At 43.8% G+C, this 17,693-nt stretch carries 18 protein-coding genes and 1 other RNA gene; 12 read left to right on the top strand and 7 right to left on the bottom strand.

From position 1 onward, the window contains the following. Positions 1-16 precede the first annotated feature (16 nt). Positions 17-1,402 (bottom strand): ammonium transporter, encoded by a 1,386-nt coding sequence (locus tag ACSQ8P_RS24940; RefSeq protein WP_436237659.1) that lies wholly within the window; start codon positions 1,400-1,402, stop codon positions 17-19. 304 nt (positions 1,403-1,706) lie between these two features. Here ACSQ8P_RS24940 and ACSQ8P_RS24945 point away from each other — a divergent pair, with 304 nt between their 5' ends. Together ACSQ8P_RS24945 and ACSQ8P_RS24950 are read left to right on the top strand one after the other, a co-directional pair. Next, positions 1,707-2,147 (top strand): MerR family transcriptional regulator, encoded by a 441-nt coding sequence (locus ACSQ8P_RS24945; RefSeq protein WP_436237660.1) that lies wholly within the window; start codon positions 1,707-1,709, stop codon positions 2,145-2,147. Positions 2,148-2,169: 22 nt separating this feature from the next. Next, complete coding sequence (locus tag ACSQ8P_RS24950) at positions 2,170-2,859, top strand: zinc metallopeptidase (RefSeq protein ID WP_236285814.1); 690 nt, start codon at positions 2,170-2,172, stop codon at positions 2,857-2,859. Positions 2,860-2,911: 52 nt separating this feature from the next. Here ACSQ8P_RS24950 and ACSQ8P_RS24955 read toward each other — a convergent pair whose 3' ends face one another. Beyond that, the gene (locus tag ACSQ8P_RS24955) at positions 2,912-3,796 is read right to left on the bottom strand and encodes a LysR family transcriptional regulator (protein ID WP_436237661.1); all 885 of its coding nucleotides are present in this window, start codon (positions 3,794-3,796) and stop codon (positions 2,912-2,914) included. Positions 3,797-3,954: 158 nt separating this feature from the next. On the opposite strand from ACSQ8P_RS24955, the gene tpx reads away from it, so the two are divergent. After that, a complete protein-coding gene (gene tpx, locus ACSQ8P_RS24960) occupies positions 3,955-4,473 on the top strand; it encodes a thiol peroxidase (RefSeq protein ID WP_056616303.1) in 519 nt (172 codons plus the stop codon). Positions 4,474-4,521: 48 nt separating this feature from the next. Here tpx and ACSQ8P_RS24965 read toward each other — a convergent pair whose 3' ends face one another. Both ACSQ8P_RS24965 and ACSQ8P_RS24970 read right to left on the bottom strand, forming a co-directional pair. Then, positions 4,522-4,911, bottom strand: a complete 390-nt coding sequence (locus ACSQ8P_RS24965; RefSeq protein WP_056616306.1) for a DUF1499 domain-containing protein — start codon at positions 4,909-4,911, stop codon at positions 4,522-4,524. A 147-nt stretch (positions 4,912-5,058) separates the two neighbouring features. After that, positions 5,059-6,393, bottom strand: coding sequence for an Nramp family divalent metal transporter (locus tag ACSQ8P_RS24970; protein WP_436237662.1), 1,335 nt, complete (start codon positions 6,391-6,393; stop codon positions 5,059-5,061). Positions 6,394-6,826: 433 nt separating this feature from the next. Here ACSQ8P_RS24970 and xylB point away from each other — a divergent pair, with 433 nt between their 5' ends. After that, positions 6,827-8,362: a xylulokinase gene (gene xylB / locus ACSQ8P_RS24975; RefSeq protein ID WP_436237663.1), complete on the top strand. Its 1,536-nt coding sequence runs from the start codon at positions 6,827-6,829 to the stop codon at positions 8,360-8,362. A 503-nt stretch (positions 8,363-8,865) separates the two neighbouring features. On the opposite strand, the gene ssrS is transcribed toward xylB, so the two are convergent. After that, positions 8,866-9,047, bottom strand: a non-coding RNA gene (gene ssrS / locus ACSQ8P_RS24980) — 6S RNA. Between the two features lie 49 nt (positions 9,048-9,096). Continuing rightward, positions 9,097-9,933, bottom strand: a complete 837-nt coding sequence (locus ACSQ8P_RS24985; RefSeq protein WP_436237664.1) for a YesL family protein — start codon at positions 9,931-9,933, stop codon at positions 9,097-9,099. Positions 9,934-10,136: 203 nt separating this feature from the next. Between ACSQ8P_RS24985 and ACSQ8P_RS24990 the strand changes: the two genes are divergently transcribed. Beyond that, a complete protein-coding gene (locus ACSQ8P_RS24990; protein ID WP_223192586.1) occupies positions 10,137-10,223 on the top strand; it encodes a YjcZ family sporulation protein in 87 nt (28 codons plus the stop codon). 61 nt (positions 10,224-10,284) lie between these two features. Here ACSQ8P_RS24990 and ACSQ8P_RS24995 read toward each other — a convergent pair whose 3' ends face one another. Beyond that, positions 10,285-11,904 carry a DEAD/DEAH box helicase gene (locus ACSQ8P_RS24995; RefSeq protein WP_436237665.1) on the bottom strand — a complete coding sequence of 540 codons (1,620 nt, stop codon included), beginning with the start codon at positions 11,902-11,904 and terminating at the stop codon, positions 10,285-10,287. A gap of 286 nt (positions 11,905-12,190) precedes the next feature. Between ACSQ8P_RS24995 and ACSQ8P_RS25000 the strand changes: the two genes are divergently transcribed. The 7 genes from ACSQ8P_RS25000 (at position 12,191) to ACSQ8P_RS25030 (ending at position 17,596) form a co-directional block, all read left to right on the top strand. Then, positions 12,191-12,724 (top strand): DUF4178 domain-containing protein, encoded by a 534-nt coding sequence (locus ACSQ8P_RS25000; protein WP_436237666.1) that lies wholly within the window; start codon positions 12,191-12,193, stop codon positions 12,722-12,724. A gap of 79 nt (positions 12,725-12,803) precedes the next feature. Beyond that, the gene (locus ACSQ8P_RS25005; protein WP_436237667.1) at positions 12,804-13,481 is read left to right on the top strand and encodes a DUF4247 domain-containing protein; all 678 of its coding nucleotides are present in this window, start codon (positions 12,804-12,806) and stop codon (positions 13,479-13,481) included. Positions 13,482-13,630: 149 nt separating this feature from the next. Continuing rightward, the gene (locus ACSQ8P_RS25010; protein ID WP_436237668.1) at positions 13,631-14,452 is read left to right on the top strand and encodes a YitT family protein; all 822 of its coding nucleotides are present in this window, start codon (positions 13,631-13,633) and stop codon (positions 14,450-14,452) included. A 130-nt stretch (positions 14,453-14,582) separates the two neighbouring features. Continuing rightward, on the top strand, positions 14,583-14,777 hold the full coding sequence (locus ACSQ8P_RS25015; protein WP_056616326.1) for a hypothetical protein: 195 nt from the start codon (positions 14,583-14,585) through the stop codon (positions 14,775-14,777). A gap of 124 nt (positions 14,778-14,901) precedes the next feature. After that, the gene (locus ACSQ8P_RS25020) at positions 14,902-15,126 is read left to right on the top strand and encodes a Sec-independent protein translocase subunit TatA/TatB (protein WP_436237669.1); all 225 of its coding nucleotides are present in this window, start codon (positions 14,902-14,904) and stop codon (positions 15,124-15,126) included. A 184-nt stretch (positions 15,127-15,310) separates the two neighbouring features. Further along, the gene (locus tag ACSQ8P_RS25025; protein WP_436237670.1) at positions 15,311-16,504 is read left to right on the top strand and encodes a putative glycoside hydrolase; all 1,194 of its coding nucleotides are present in this window, start codon (positions 15,311-15,313) and stop codon (positions 16,502-16,504) included. A gap of 135 nt (positions 16,505-16,639) precedes the next feature. After that, positions 16,640-17,596, top strand: coding sequence for a D-2-hydroxyacid dehydrogenase (locus tag ACSQ8P_RS25030; protein WP_436237671.1), 957 nt, complete (start codon positions 16,640-16,642; stop codon positions 17,594-17,596). Positions 17,597-17,693 lie beyond the last annotated feature (97 nt).

The raw sequence follows: 17,693 nt of genomic DNA on the forward strand, positions 1-17,693 counted from the left end.
GAAAGTATATGTGTTATTAAACGGACATGCCGTTTTGAGCTGCTTTTTTCATTTGTTCAGGATATCCGTATGAACCATGCTCGGAAAGATCCAGACCAATGATTTCTTCTTCTTCAGTAACACGAAGACCAATTGTAGCTTTAAGAATACCTAGGATAATGAAGGAAAGAACAAGTACGAATGCTAGTGCCCCAGCAAGACCAAGTGCTTGAATTCCTAATTGGTGGAAACCACCACCGTAGAATAAACCTGCACCACCGATACCAACCTTCGCTGAAAGCTCAGGTGTTGCGAACAAACCAGTGGAAAGTGTACCCCAGATACCAGCGATACCGTGTACAGAGAAAGCATAGATTGGATCATCGATTCCAGCTCTTTCGAACCATTGTGCGGTGAAGAATGTTACGATACCCGCTACTGCACCAATCACGATTGCAGCCCAAGCGTCTACGAACGCACATGCTGCAGTGATCGCAACAAGCGCAGCCAGAACACCATTCAACATGCTAGGAATATCCGCTTTACCGAAGTACATCCAAGAGATAATCAATGCAGCAACAGCACCCGCTGCAGCAGCCATATTCGTTGTCAATGCGATATAACCGAAGAATCCGTCACCCATTGCACTAAGCGTACTACCTGGGTTGAAACCGAACCAACCGATCCATAGGATGATTACACCAAGAACAGACAATACTTGGTTATGACCTGGAATCAAGTTAGGGGTTTTATCTTTATTATATTTGCCAATACGTGGTTTAAGCAAGATGGTTGCTACTAACGCTGCAGTCGCACCTTGTAAATGAACAACAGTTGAACCCGCGAAATCTTGCATACCCAATTTGCTCAACCAGCCGCCGCCCCATACCCAGTGCGCTACGATTGGATAGATAATAACTGTGTAAAGAATACCGAAAATGAAGTAAACCGGAAGTTTCGCTCTTTCCGCAAAACCGCCCCATGCGATCGCAAGGGATACACCAGCGAATGCTAGTTGGAACAAGAATTTGATACCGATTGGCACATCGGAGAAGGAAAGAGATCCGAATGCTGCAGCAGCTTGATCTTCTAAACCTGTTACGAAGAAGCCCGTTTCTCCGAAGAATGCATTTCCATCACCGAAGGCGAAACCAAATCCTACGGCCCAGAATGCAATGGCACATATTCCGAAAGTTAAAATCGTTTTACCGGCTACGTGACCGGCATTTTTCATTCTAGTTGACCCCGCTTCTAAAAGTGCAAAACCAGCTTGCATGAAAATGACTAAGATTGCTGCTAACATTACCCATACTGCATCAATTGCGCTCTGTAGTTGTGGTGCTGTCGCCTCATCCGCTGCAAATGCGAGTGTAGGGAACAGTAATGACATAACGCCGAAAGCTAACAACAACTTCTTAACCATACGACCACTTCCTTTAATGTTAGATTAAGTAACATGTAATGAAACTCTTAATGTCATTATATACAGGTTAATTGGGTTTGACAATAGGATTTTCGTTAAAATATTGAAAAAAGCGAAAAATAACCTAACATCAAACAGGCATAATTCGTGTTTCGGCTCTTAGCTGTTCACAAATTATCTTTTTTACACCAATATTCAATGTCAGCTTTTCGAAGCATCACGTTTGACTGTACGGTTTATTATCAGTTATCATGTTTATATAGAAGAAAGAAATTCAAACCATTGGAGTAGAGGTGAATTTAGCATGGGGAATGAGAAGCTTTATAAAATCGGAGAGCTCGCCAAGCTTGCTGATGTCAGCCCTCGTACCATTGATTACTACACCAAGCTGAGCTTAATCGAACCTGAAAGAAGATCCGATACGAACTACCGTCTGTACAGTGATGAAACTTTGCATCGACTAAGGCGTATTGAATCAATGAAGAACGAGAAATATACCTTAGAGGAAATCAAAGTAAACTTAAAACAATGGAGTAAAGTGACCTCCGACGATACAGTGACAGATAAGCTTACATCCCTTCAATTGCATCTAGAACAATTAATGAAGGAAGCCAAAGAGCTTAGCCCACTTGTTCAGCAATTGAAGCCTAAGCAATTGAAAAAGCTGTATCATATTCTGACACAACCAACCGCCGCTTGTATCGAAGCACTTATTGTCCTTCTAGGTAAAAATCCGTTCTCATAATTGAAATACGGAGGAATGCCCTATGTTTTTTCACCCGATGGATTTTCTAATTATTATTGCATTCGGCCTTTCCATGTGGGCTTCATTCCGAGTGCGAGGAACCTTTAACAAATGGTCGGGCGTACCTGTCTACTCACGCATGACTGGGGCCGAAGCCGCAAGACGAATGTTAGATGCTAACGGTCTTTACGATGTTCCTGTCGAAGCTGTGCCTGGAACATTAACAGACCACTACGATCCAATGGCTCGAACCGTACGTTTGTCGGAGCCCGTCTACTTCCAGAGTTCCATCTCAGCTGTATCTGTTGCTTGTCACGAAGTGGGTCACGCTATCCAGCATCAAGTACATTACCCTATGCTCGTCGCTAGACACAAGATGTTCCCTGTTGTTAACTTTGCTTCCGGCGTGGCACCTATACTCATCCTTGCGGGTTTCTTTTTTCAGAGTATCCCTTGGTTACTAGAAATCGGCATTATCTTCTTCGCCGTAGCCGTAGCTTTTCAATTAGTTACGTTACCGGTTGAATTTAATGCCAGCAACCGAGCACGCAATGAAATGGTGGCACAAGGCTTCATCTCTAATGAAGAAGAACGTGGCGTAGCTAAGGTTTTGAATGCTGCCGCATTAACCTACGTGGCAGCCGCATTAATCTCTGTGCTTGAGCTTCTGAAGTACATTATGATTTTCAATGGTCGCAACAACGACGATTAAACACAAAAGCTCTCCCATTCAGGTGCTTCTAGACCTGTACGGAGAGCTTTTCTCATTTAAAATAATCATATAAGAATCGCCGAAACACTTCAGCCACCAAAGGCAGCTTCACATCCTTGCGACAAATTAAACCAACCGTTCTAGTAACATGAGGATCTGTAACTCGTATCTTGACTGGCTGTGTTTGCCCACTTTCCAATAAAGCCATCGCTGGAAGTAAGCTGACACCCATACCCGCGGCAACAAGACCACGAATCGTATCCGTCTCTTCACCTTCGAACTCAATCTTAGGTACAAAGCCTGCCTTCTGACAAGCATCCATCACGATCGTACGAAGCGTATATTCCTCACTAAACATAACAAAAGGTTCATTCTTCAACTGCTCAAGCCGAATTGACGTATAGTCTGCCAGAATATGATTAGAAGGGATGATAGCATACAGCTCTTCTGTCAATAAAATCTCACCTGTCACGTGCTCGTGGGATTCAGGAAAGGGTGAAATAAACGCGAGATCAATCTCCCCCCTCGAAACATCACGAATTAACGATGTGTATGTACCTTGACGCAGTCTAAACTTCACATTCGGATGATTTTTTTTAAATGCTGCAACAACAGCAGGTAGTAAATTGATGACCAAACTATGGGGAAAACCAATACGAATCTCGCCAGCTTCCGGATCAAGAAACTCATGGATTTCACCCACCGCACGTTCTAAATCCGTAAGAATACCTTCAACTCGGCTTAGAAATAAATGCCCCACAGAGGTCAAATGTAAATTACGCCCCTTTTGAACAAATAAATCAACGCCGAGTTCCTCTTCCAGCAAATGAATTTGCCGACTAACCGCAGACTGCGCTACATGCAGCTCTTCCGCCGCCTGTGTCACGTGCTGCTTCCTAGCAACCTTCACAAAATATTGCAATTGTCTTAATTCCACGTGAGTAAATCCCCCGACTTAACTACTTGATGAAGAAACAAAACTCGTTCTTTGACTCCGATTATAGCTCGATAGCAACGATTGGACAACTTATCTGCAAAAAGCTTATAATAAGTGAGTTGTTATTTAGCATGGATAATAAAGGAGGAAATCATTCAATGGCACAAGAACGTACTGGTGTTGCTACCCTGAAAAGCAATCCAATCACTTTGGTAGGACCCGAAATTAAAGTAGGTGACAAAGCACCTGATTTCAAAGTTAACAAAGATTTGATGACGCAGGTCTCACTTGCTGATTACGCAGGTAAAGTGAAATTGATCTCTGTAGTTCCTTCCTTAGATACAGGCGTTTGTGATGCACAAACACGTCGTTTCAATGAAGAAGCAGCTGGCCTAGGCGACAATGTTGCTGTTCTTACAATCAGCGTTGATCTTCCTTTCGCACAAGCTCGCTGGTGTGGCGCTGCAGGCATCGACAAAGTGATCACATTATCCGATTACAAAACTAAATCCTTTGGCGAAGCTTACGGCGTATTGATCAAAGAAATTCAATTGGATATGCGCGCTATTTTCGTTATCGACGCTAATGACACTGTTCAATACGTTGAGTACCTTGGCGAAATGACAGCTCACCCGAACTATGAAGCAGCTGTAGAAGCTGTTAAAAAATTAGTTTAATACACACAAATAAAACAGCAAGGAGGCCTAGCTTCCCTGCTGTTTTTATTATCCATCAATTTTATATGAAGCAAGCTTACGGTCTAATTGTTTATAAATATCTAAGATCGTACGATAATTGGATCCAAGATCCCCCATAGAACCACGTGAAGCTGAATAGATATCAACAGCCGTTTTCACAGGATTAATGGCAAATAAGGTCAATGTTACGTCTTGTGTTCTACCAGTAACCGTTTTGCGCTCAGCAAGGATTTCTCCTACATTCGGGACCTCATGTAATAGCTTGTAACCTGGTGTTTTCTTCAGTACAGCCGTTACCTCTTCCCAAACTTGCTCCTTCGGCAGCTTAAAATATCTAGTTTTAAGTAAAGGATCTCTAGCTTTTTCCCCTGTCGTTTCATGACTACGTACTAATCCGATTAAAGTTCTCTTTAGCAAAAGCCCTTTCCCCCTTCAATGAAGTGCATGTAGACCACTTGCCATTTCAACACTATTCTCTATAATACCATTGATTAGGCTTTAGAAAAAGAGGTAAATAAAAAATCGAGAGATTTCTCCCCCGATTTGATCTTAGAATCGATTCCATTATCCCAAAAATGTACTATATAGCAGATAAGCGTTTAATCCTGCGATTAAAATGGCTACAAACCAACTCAATACCGCCATCCATTTCGGGATCACGAGCTCACCCATTTTTTTACGATCTGAAGTAAAGGTAACTAGCGGGATCACAGCAAAGGATAATTGCAAGGACAAAATAACCTGACTGAGAATGAGCAAATCCGTTGCTCCGCTTTCCCCATAGATACCGATCACGATGACCGCAGGTATGATCGCAATTAACCGAGTGATCAATCGGCGCAGCCAAGGTGTTAACCGAATGTTCAGAAAACCTTCCATGACGATCTGTCCGGCAAGTGTACCGGTAAGCGTTGAGTTCTGACCGGATGCTAAGAGTGCAACGGCGAACAATATACTTGCTGCACCTGTACCTAACATGGGTCCAAGGAGATGATAGGCATCTTGAATTTCCGCAACCTCTTTCCCCGCTGAATGAAAAGCTGCAGCCGAAAGAATGAGAATTGCCGCGTTTACGAAAAGAGCTAGCATTAAGGCAACCGTGGTGTCAATGGTCGAGAATTTGATCGCTTCGCGTTTAGCTTCAATCGTAGGTTCAATTTTACGCGTCTGAACGATGGATGAGTGCAAATATAAATTATGTGGCATGACCGTCGCACCTAGAATTCCTAGGGCAATATATAACATGGCTGGATTCGTTACAATTTCAGTTGTTGGAATGAAGCCTGCAGCTACAGCTGCAAATTCAGGTTGGGAGAATATAAGCTCCATAATAAAGCACACCATAATAAGTGCAATTAAGCTAATTACCATCGCTTCAATATAGCGAAAGCCTCGTTTCTGCAGCATAAGCACCAGAATAACATCTAATGCCGTCAGAATCACACCATATATGAGCGGCAACCCGAACAGTAACTGCAAAGCAATCGCGGCACCAATGACTTCAGCTAGATCACAAGCAGCAATCGCAAGCTCACATAGAAACCAAAGCACATAAGAAACGGGTTTACTATAATGATCACGGCACGCTTGCGCCAAATCTCGACCTGTCACGATACCTAATCGACCAGATAAAGCCTGCAAGAGAATAGCCATTAGATTAGAAATTAAAATGACCGAAAGCAGTGTATATCCAAATTGGGAACCGCCAGCCAAATCTGTCGCCCAGTTTCCTGGATCCATGTAGCCGACAGCTACAAGATAGCCAGGTCCCACGAAGGCTAGTAGCTTTCGGAAAAAGCCAGCTTTCTTAGGTACTTTCATACTATGATGAACTTCAGGTAGACTTGGCGCGGAGGAATCTTTACGCCATCCACTCTGTTCCTGATCCGGTTTTTTCATCGCAAAATCCATAACTAACCCTTCTTTCACAAGACCAATAATGTTGTTCAAGGGAAACTTTTATATGTAGTATACTACATAACCTCATCTTATGCTACAGGTAAACAATTATGTTCCACTGAAATTATTTTTCCCTAGGGAAAATTTTAAGACAAGTTTTACCACCTTTATCAGAAAGCATCTATTAAAGTACTTCGAGGATGAATCGACCGACCACGTAAATAAATTAGCGATCACTCATCCTTGCATGGCTTAGTAAAGTGGTTTCTCATAAGCATGCCCCTCTCAGCAAAAATTCATAGGAATAATCGAGTGAAAAAGAAGGATATTCGAAAGCATGGGCGAATACATTGAATAAGTTATCTTTGTATATTCAATAAACAAACAAAGAATATCGAAGCAATAACCATAATTTATTATAAAGGGTGATCTCATGACTTTTTTTATGGGTTTAGATTTAGGTACTTCTGCCATTAAATGCATTCTAGTGGATGAAGCCGGTACGGTTATCGGCTCACATTCTGCCCAATATCCACTGCAACAACCACATCCAGGTTGGGCTGAGCAGCATCCTGAAGATTGGTGGAATGCCACCGTTGCAGGCATACAAGGGCTCTTGGCTAGCACTGGGGTTTCGGGTGATGCTGTAGCAGGAGTTGGCTTCTCCGGCCAAATGCACGGGTCAGTCTTTCTCGACGAGGCGCAGCAGGTCATCCGGCCTGCGCTGCTCTGGTGTGATCAGCGCACCGCGGAGCAGTGCGCTTACATCGAGGCGACCGTCGGCGAAGCTGAGCTCGGCCGCCTCACAGGCAATCGGGCGCTGACCGGCTTCACCGCGCCCAAGCTCCTTTGGCTCCGGCAGCATGAGCCAGAGCACTACGCCCGCGTTCGGCATCTGCTGCTGCCGAAGGACTACGTCAGGCTGCGCCTGACGGGTGCATTCGGCATGGACATGGCCGACGCCAGCGGCACGCTGCTGCTCGATGTAGCCAATCGCAGCTGGTCTCAAACCGTTGCGGAGCGGTTAGAGATCCCGCTCGAGTGGCTGCCGCCGCTCTATGAGTCCGGCGACATTGCCGGGCACCTGCTGCCTGAGGCAGCGGCGCTCACCGGCTTAGCCCCAGGCACGCCGATCGTTGTCGGCGGCGGTGACCAAGCTTGCGGCGCCGTTGGGGTTGGCGTCGTCCGCCAAGGCATCGCCTCGGTGGCGCTCGGCACTTCCGGTGTCGTCTTCGTTCACGACGACACCTACCAAGTGGATGAAGCGTATCGGCTTCATTCCTTCTGTCACGGCGTGCCAGGCAAGTGGCACCGCATGGGTGTTATGCTCGCGGCTGGCGGCTCATTCCAGTGGTGGCGTAATCACTTTGCCAGTGAAGAGCTTGCTCGCGCTGAACAAGAAGGCAAAGATGTGTACGAAATACTGACAGCAGCAGCTGCTACAGCGCCACTTGGAAGTGAAGGTTTATTGTTCCTTCCTTATTTATCTGGGGAACGTACACCACATCCTGATCCGAAAGCACGCGGTGCCTTCATCGGACTTAATCTAAGACACGAGAAAGCGCATTTAACCCGTGCTGTACTCGAAGGTATCACCTTTGGTCTTCGAGATTCCATGGAATTGATTCGTGAATCCGGGATCGAAGTTACGGAGCTTCGTGTTAACGGGGGCGGAGCTAGAAGTCCTTTCTGGCGTCAAATGATCGCAGATATCTTCGGAATTCCAGTCGTGACGGTCAATTCAACCGATGGCCCTGCTTATGGCGCAGCAATCATGGCTGCCTCCGGTGTACTCCAAGTCGATATCACGAAATTATGCGAAGATTGGATTGAAGTCACAGATCGCGTAGAACCTAATCCAGCTAACCAACTTAAATATGAAGCGTACTATAAAGTGTATCGCAGCCTTTACCCTACATTACAAAGCACGTTCCATCAATTGACTGATTTAGCAGATACAATCAACTAAGCCGCCCTCCTTGGACGGACTCGTTTAGCTTGAACGAGTATCAAAATGATGCTGAGCAAGTGATTGCATCAATCTTTATATCCAATAAACCACCCTCGGGTGGTCTTTTTTTATGTGAGTAGCGAGCTATTTTCATGTCATTTCCTATCAAGCCACTCACTTTTGCTCCCTACATTGGATAAATCCAGTAGAGCCGCTTGATTCAGGCCTAAAATATTGAATAACCGAAAATTTGAATGGAATTATCCAATCAAATCGATAATTTAACTTGTTTAACGGGCTTTTCCCTGGATTTATCCATTGGACAGATTGAGAGACGGGTTCGGGGTTTGGGGTAGGAGTCTGGTCCGGGTTCGAGTTCAAGGTACGGGGGTGGAGTTCGGGGTCGTGCTCGACGAGTTCGGCTCCGGATTCAGCCCCCTGGTCCAGCTTTCCCCCTCCTCCCGAAACAATAAAAAAAAGGTTGAGCAGGGCATATCCCTGTTCAACCTCTTTTTTATTCGAAGAAACCCGCCTATGCCGTCCGGTTTTGGTGCTTCAAACCCGCTCTCGCAGGTGGGTGTCCGCAGACGTGTATTTGAGGTCCCCTTTCGAGGGCATGTCAGCCACACTTCAATATAGGTCTCCCTAGAAACAGTCATTGGTTTAAAACAACTTAAAACCGTTACGAGCATCGCAGATTTCTTCTGTTTTCTTATTATAGATCCAACCTCGCTGATAATCAACTGGTAGGATTAATCTCTAGTCTTGTCATTCTCATCTTTTTTATGCAAGCTAATCGTAGAATCATTATCTACTCGTTCACTCGTATCATCATTTCCTTCTTCAGCCGCTGCGGCTTCAGCAAGTCGCTGCTGTTCCTTCTCTTCCAGCTCCTGTTGTTTCGTCTGAAGCTTCGTAAAGCTTCGGTTAAACTGCCAGAAGGAAAACGTAGCTACAATAGCACCCATAAAGAACACAACTAAGAAGAAATTGAACTTCGTTAAACAAATATAAACAATAACACCATTACAAATGAGCAAAACAATCGAATTGATGGGATTGCCAATTGTAATTAAAATTGAATTTTTAACAATTTGAAAAATCTTCATGTGCAAATGAACGATAATGGAGAAGAAATTAAACAAAGCAATAATCATGATCACGGTGAAAGCAATAAAAAGAACGGCTAGTACTTTCAACGAGCTGCCTTGCTTCAAATAGAAGAAATAGTTCACAGCAATAATAACGAAGATTAGTACAAAGAATATACCGCCAAGCATACTTTGCAAATAGTTTTCTTTGTATCCACGGAAAAATGTTTTTAACAACGGAACATCTTCTTCTCCAGTCACCCATTTCCTAGCAACCGCAAACATAGCTGTTGTCGCAGGAAATAAAGTAAACGGTGCCAAAATTGCAAGAATCGGCAGCGTAGCTTTCAAAGCGTCCGGCGTTTGACTCACTAACCCCATAAAGAGGAAAAAGAATACCGGAATCGAACAAAGCATCCAAAGCAAATTGATAACGGATAACCGCATAATCCACTCCGATATTCTGTACAGTCCTCCCATAACTCCCTTAAACTCCAAAACTGCTTCCTCCTTAGCGTTTCCATCTGGAAACTTTCTACGTTGTTAACTGCTGACATGACGATAGCATGTCTTTTTTGTATATGTTCTTAATTATAGCCTATTTTTCATGATATAGGTAGCTGTCTAGTCGTTATAGGTTCTTTTACATAATATAGTATTGTCTAATCGTACCACCAATCATTATTCAGGAGGTTGATACTATGTCTCATGCAGTTGGAACATCCGCAGGTGCTATTTTGGTGCTTTTCATTTTGTTAGTTATCATCACTAGCTCATTTGTAATTTAAACCATATACAACTTGAAAAAGGCGGAGATCCTTAGGATCTCCGCCTTTTTAGTGCTGTAACTTATTTATTTACAAGTGTATCTTCACTTTTGCGCGGCGCTCTGGAACGATCACGATTTCCGGAGTTATTGCTTCCGTATTCACGATTTCTCGAAGTTGAGCTGCTTCCGCCTTCTCTGTTTGAACCGTAGTCTCTGCTATCCTTACGTGGGTAACGTGAGCCACCACTTGAGGAATTGCCTGAACCTGATCCACCATAACCGCCGCCACCTTGACGACGATCGCTTGAACCTGATCCTGAACCGTATCCACCGCCAACACGTCTACCTGAGCTGCGAACATCGAATTTTTTCTTTCTTGCACGAATCGGATCTTCTGGTGTCAATTCGATATTTAGATCTTTCTTGTCACCTGTAAGAAGCTTCATCGCTGCTGCAAGCAAGTTAACGGAATCGTATTGCTCAAGCATTTGAATAGCTAGGCCTTTAAATTCGGAATGCTCTTCTTTTTGAAGCATATCCAAAATACGCTCAGCTGTCATTTTTTGCTTACCTTCTACCGCTTCTGCTACGCTTGGCAAAGGTTTTTTGTTGATTTTATGGCGTGTAACCTTCTCAATAAAGTGAAGGTGATCGATTTCTCGTGGCGTCACGAAAGTCCAAGCAGTACCTTCTTTACCTGCACGACCTGTACGGCCGATACGGTGAACGTAGCTCTCTGGATCTTGCGGAAGGTCAAAGTTGATAACATGAGTAACACCAGATACATCTAGCCCACGTGCAGCAACGTCAGTTGCTACAAGAACATCAATACTACCATCACGGAATTTTCTCATTACGTTATCACGTTGATTTTGGGATAAGTCACCATGAAGTCCCTCAGCAGCATAACCTCTTTTTTGAAGAGCTTCTGCCAACTCATCTACCCGACGCTTTGTGCGTCCGAAGATAATTGCTAGGTCTGGTGCTTCCATGTCGATCAAACGGCTAAGCGCCTCAAACTTTTGTTTTTCATGCAATTCAATGTAAGCTTGCTCGATCAAAGGAGCGCTCACTTGTTTCGGGATTACCGAAACGTGCTCTGGATTTGTAAGGAATTGTTGAGCCAATTTCTGAATGTTCGTCGGCATAGTTGCAGAGAACAACATCGTGTGACGTTCTGCTGGAACTAGTTTAAGAATAGATTGAATATCATCCATGAAGCCCATATCAAGCATTTCATCAGCTTCATCCAAAATAACCGTTTGAACATCATCAAGCTTGATCGTTTTGCGGTTAATATGGTCTAGAAGACGTCCTGGCGTTCCGATAATAATTTGTGGTTTCTTTTTCAAAGCGCGGATTTGTTTCACGATATCCTGTCCACCGTAAATTGGCAAAGAACGAATGCCTTTGAAACGACCGAGTTTTTCAATCTCTTCCGCAACCTGAATGGCAAGTTCCCGTGTTGGACACATGATTAAAGCCGAAATGCGCTCTTCTTTTACATTGATTTTATTAACTAGTGGAATACCAAACGCTGCCGTTTTCCCAGTACCTGTTTGTGCTTGCCCGATCAAATCACGGCCTTCCATGGCCAATGGTATTGTTTTCTCTTGAATTGGTGTGGACTCTTCAAAGCCCATCTCTGTAATCGCGCGTAATACCGATGCGTCTAAACCAAACTCCTGAAATGTTTTCAAATAAATTCAATCTCCTTTTGTACAGGGCAGGCTAATGCCTTGTATCTTTTTTACCCTTAAGTACGACTTCCTATCCGTCTCTATAGTTTCTTGGTGGAATACACTTTCGATTCGTCATCTTCCATGATCCAACTGGCCGCCCTTAAGAACATCTAAAATATTATAGCACAGGTGATACCCACATTGCCAGTGGCTACTTTTAACGATTCGAACGAAACCGAATGAATAAGTAACTCGTATTAAAGGGGAGAACAATAAAACGGAATCGTACAGAGGAGAGTTTCTTATGTCCCTATTTAAGCGTGTTAGCAACATTCTTCGCAGTCAGAAGCAACCACCTACAACAGCAGCCGTCGGCAATCCACTTGAAGATGCGCGTGTTGGCGATATTGTAAATGTAGACTTAGAGGAATATGTAATCTCCGGTAAAGTCGTTTATTTTGACCGTGGATTTGCTCCACATCGCTATGCTTATTATCTACAAAGCGGTAAAAATATTCAGTGCTTGATTGTGGAAAAAGGGAGAACCTATGATTGCTTCTTATGCAGCTTTATTGAAGGAGCACTAGATGACCCCAATGATGTGCCTACTCGATTAGAGTTAGATGGAGATGTCACTTTCGATTTGGAATTTCATCGCAATGACGTCTCACGGACAGAAGGCAACACTGATTTCCGCAGCGGCGATGATATCATCTTCTGGCGATATTTCGGACCTGACCAGCGCTTCTTTTTCCTTCAATGGCAGGATGGCAAATTTGTTGCCCTAGAAGGCGAGCGCACACCTGGCAATCAAATTAAATTTTTGAGAAATTTTTGAAATCGACACTGATGACGACGAAGCTATGTTATCATGGAAGCATGTTTCGGAAACACCCTGAAAGGAGGACTACCAGAAAATGAAGAGATGGACTTCATGGCTTTCCTTCATAGTAATAATCGCTCTTCTTACCGCATGTGGTGCAGATGCCGGACGTTATATCAAGGATGAATACCCGTTAGTAAGCGTAGATGGCAAGGGAACCACGATGTCCAAAGTTTACGCTGTTGAAGGCAAGAATGTACCAACAGTTGCGAATGAACTGGCTGCCAAAGAAACGCCTAAAGAGAAGAGTAAGGAATCTGACGATCAGATGTTCCTTGTGTATAAGGACAAGGTTATCAATATCCAGAAAGATCCAAGTGATAATAAAAATACATTAGTACAGCTCGATAGTATTGAATATGCCAAGAGCCATTATGATTCCTCCTTCTTACAAGGCTATTTAACCGCCTCGCTGCTTCAATCTATATTCGGTGGCGGCTGGAATAACAATAGAGGATCTTCTTATGACTACCGCGGCTACACAAAGACGCCGAATTACAAGGCAACAACACCAACTACAGGGTCCACCAAGGAAACGAAGCCCACTACGTCCGATCGAACGGGTGGTTTCACAAGTGGTGCAGCAAATCCTAGCTCTGGAAGCTCCTCAACAACACGTAAGAATGATGGTTCGACTCCTAATAAAGTAACAAAGCCAACAACAAGTAAGCCAAGTACCACTAAGAAAACAGGCTCCTTCAAGCGCCGATAATTTCCAATTTCAAGCTGCTCTCCATCTTTTGGACGCAGCTTTTTTTATGCATTTCGAATTAATTGTCCACTGTCTAAATAATGATTGCAGTTTTATAAGAATGAATTATACTTGCAATATGCTGCATACTATTTTAGAGGTGATTTGTTTTGAAAAAGGCGCTAGATGTTCTAATCATTCTAGTTGGCGCACTGCTTGTCGCAGTTGGCTTCAATATGTTTCTCATCCCCCATCAACTCCTTAGCGGTGGGGTTTCGGGTATTGCCATGATTATAGGTTATTTTACAGATTATAATATCGGATTTCTTTACTTATTGTTTAACATGCCACTCATGATTTGGGGACTCGTATCCATTGGTAAACGTTTCATCATGATCAGCGTTGCATCTGTCGTTTTAACCACTTGGATGATGCAAATTATTCCGACCAGCTTCGTTGCCAATGATTCCATGTTAGGTGCTGTTTTTGGCGGCGTCCTTATTGGTATCGGTAGCGGAATCACGCTTCGCATCGGCGGATCCAGCGGCGGGTTTGACATTGTCGGCCTGATTTTAACCCGGAAATATGACTTCCCTCTTGGCACCATTTTATCCTCGATGAATGGTATTGTTATCGTCGCACTCGGCTATTTCAAAGATAATTGGGACCTTGCATTGTTCTCAATGTTAGCTATTTTCATTAGCGGAAAAACTGTCGATATGATACATATCCGTCATATTAAAGTAACCGCGTTCATTGTTACTAAACATAAGGATGCCATTATTAATAAGCTGCTTATGATCCCCAGAGGTGTTACCCTTATTAAAACGGAAGGTGCCTATACGAAGCAGCAGCATGATATGTTGATGACGGTTACGACACGATATGAACTCGTGGAATTAAAGCGAATTATTAAGGAGATTGACCCGAAAGCGTTCGTGAATATTGTGGAAACTGTCGGTGTTGTTGGGGAATTCCGAAAGCCCAAGTGAGAAATAAGCCACCTGCCCCTTTATTCCCTTTTGAATTGTGTTATAATGAATATAATTTCATATAGTTCTGGTTTTCATCGATGGTAGGTTCAGGCGTAGTTCTTATTCTAATCTTCTGATTGGAAGGGTGATGCTTGTGGAGACAGTCAAATTATCCAGGATTGTAATGAAATTAACGCCCGAGTTGTATCCCTCTTTAACCAGCAATGAGTTGGAATCCGAGATCGTGCTACGGTTCGGTATAGAGGCACTCGCAGCGGAAGATGTCATGGAAATTATTCAATTTAGCATTTCGGAACATCATAAGGACACCCTGTACCATTGAGGGTGTCTTTTTTTGCAGCTATTTTACGCATCGTGTTATTAAAATTGTAATAAATAGGCTATATGGGTTATGATAAGTCCATGATATAATAGAGCTAACATAAATATTACTGGAGGTGTCTGGAATGGGAGCTTTATCTCCTTGGCACATCATTCTAATTGCGATCGTTGCCCTGCTTTTATTTGGGCCTAATAAACTGCCTGAGCTTGGTCGAGGTTTTGGCAAAATGTTCCGCGAGTTCAAAGATGCAACAAATGGAAACGGCAGCAACTCATCAACGGATGATCAACCTACGATTGCACGGAAAGAAATTAACCCTGAAGTATCGAAGAGTGAATCAAATAAGTAAGTCCAAGCACCTGGAGGCCAAGCTTCTAGGTGTTTTTGTTTATTCCTACTTAAGGACTGTATACCTCATGTGCCAAATTACTCATACAAGCTTCTACAAAAGCCTACAAATTTCCTCTGTGCGTAGTTTCCCGCTTGGCTTATAATGAAAGCTAGAAACAAGGATTGGAGTGGACTTATTCATCATGGAAATATTACTCGCCTCACTTGCCCTCATTTGGGGTAATGTTACGGCCGCAAACCCCGAAGCAAGCTTTGAACAGCTTGTGCAGGCTTCGCTAGATGCGAAGAACGCTGTTGCTATCGTTCAACCAGTAACGCCTACATCACCTACGGAAGTAACGGATCCACTCGCACCTATCAACAAAGTAGATCCACAGAAAGATGCCCCTGTCGTTAAAGGGATCTACTCCACTGCTCACAGTGCTGGCGGCTCTCGACTCAATACGCTTGTAAAATTACTTGATGATACCGATTTAAATTCGATGGTTATCGATGTGAAAGATGACTGGGGCTACATTACTTGGGAAACTGGGAATGCCGAGCTCGATGCGATGGGAACAACTCAGAAAATTATTAGCAATATGCCAGGACTCATGACAACGTTACAAGAACATAACATTTATCCCATTGCCCGTATCGTCGTATTCAAAGACACGGTTCTTGCCAAGAAGAAACCGGAATTATCCTTCATTAATCCAGATGGCACACTGTGGGGGAATGGCAAGAACCCGCCTGACAGCTTCGTTAATCCATACAACAAAGAAGTGTGGGACTACAACATTGCCGTTGCCAAAGAAGCTGTCAAAGCAGGCTTCAAAGAAATTCAGTTCGATTATGTCCGCTTCCCAGAAGGCTTCGAGAAACGAGCAGACATTCTCAAATATACCAAAGATGAGCGTTCACGGATTGATGCTGTCTCCTCTTTCGTAAAATATGCGAGAGAGCAATTATCACCTCTTGGCGTTCGCGTCTCTGTCGACATTTTCGGTTATGCAGCGTCTGTTCCGGCTGCCGAAGGTATCGGTCAAGATTTCGAGAAAATCTCACAGAATGTCGATGTCATTGCTCCAATGATTTATCCAAGCCATTACAGCACGGGTTGGTTCGGATCCAAAGTACCTGATGCTGCACCGTATGCCACAATTAATGGTGCTTCCAAGGATACCAATAAAAAGCTTGAAGCCATTGATCAGAAAGGCTGGAAGCCTGTTATCCGCCCTTGGATACAAGACTTTACTGCTTCTTGGGTTCCAGGCTATATTAAATACGGCAAGCATGAGTTAGATGAGCAGATTCGAGCCTTGAAAGACAACGGAATTAATGAGTATTTATTGTGGAATGCCAACAATAACTATACGGCTAATGTAAGCTATTAAAAGTCAAATTTATCAGTACCCTGAGAGCATAAGTATGCTCCCGGGGTATTTTGCATGCGGTCCGTGTTTACTTTCGGTTTCCATTTCATATATCATTGTAGTATTCATTTCGATAATCAAAAAGGATGTGATGATATGCTGAAAATAGTAGCTATAACAGGCATGAATTTAACTTCTATGCAAGAGCAAATGCCTAAAGACTTGAAGGAGCGCATCCAGTTTCATTGGTTTTCCTCTTCTAAGGATGCAGGTGATATGCTCCCTGATGCTGATGTGATCATCTCAGCAGGTCGATTACACCCAGACATCGTCAGTCGAGCCCAGAAGTTGAAATGGGTGCAAACCTTATCCGCAGGCGTTGATAAACTGCCTCTTGCGGAACTCGATCAACGTCAAGTGATTGTCACGAATGCTAGAGGTGTTCACACCATTCAAATGAGTGAATTTGCGCTGAGTCTCATGCTGCAATGGGTTCGGAAAGCTAATTTACTTCATGATAACCAACAGCAGCATGTGTGGGACAATCAAGTCCGCTTTGGAGAGCTGCACGGCAAGACGATAGGCATTATCGGGGCTGGGGCCATCGGCGAAGCGGTTGCTCGCAAGGCCAAAGCGTTTGATATGTCGGTCATCGGCCTGAATCGTTCAGGGATACCACAAGCCGCTTTCGATACAACCGTTCACGGTGAGGATGGTCTTCAGTTGCTGCTGTCCCAAAGTGATTTCATCGTCGTTCTGCTTCCAAGTACAGTGAAAACGCGGGGATTCTTACGTAAAGAGCATCTAGCGCTTATGAAGCCGAGCGCTTTTTTCATTAATTTAGCTCGCGGAGATGTGCTGGATGAAATTGCTTTGATTCAAGCCTTACAGGAAGGCAAACTAGCCGGTGCAGCCTTAGATGTTTTTGAGCAAGAGCCACTACCTGCTACTTCCCCACTTTGGGTCATGAAGAATGTCATCCTAACCCCTCATATTGCTGGATCATCTGAACATTATACGGATCGCGTATCCACCATTTTCTATCACAATTTGCGCGCGATGCTGGATGGCGGAGATATGATCAATGTTGTAGACTTGGCTGAAGGTTATTAAGTCGTAAGGCGGTGGCACCTGCAAACTCTAACGGACACGATGATCGTTATTTCTACACAACTAGGGATTTTGTTGATCTAACGGACATGATGGACCG

Origin of the sequence: Paenibacillus sp. LjRoot153, assembly GCF_964253085.1 — a bacterium.
Classification (GTDB): domain Bacteria; phylum Bacillota; class Bacilli; order Paenibacillales; family NBRC-103111; genus Paenibacillus_E.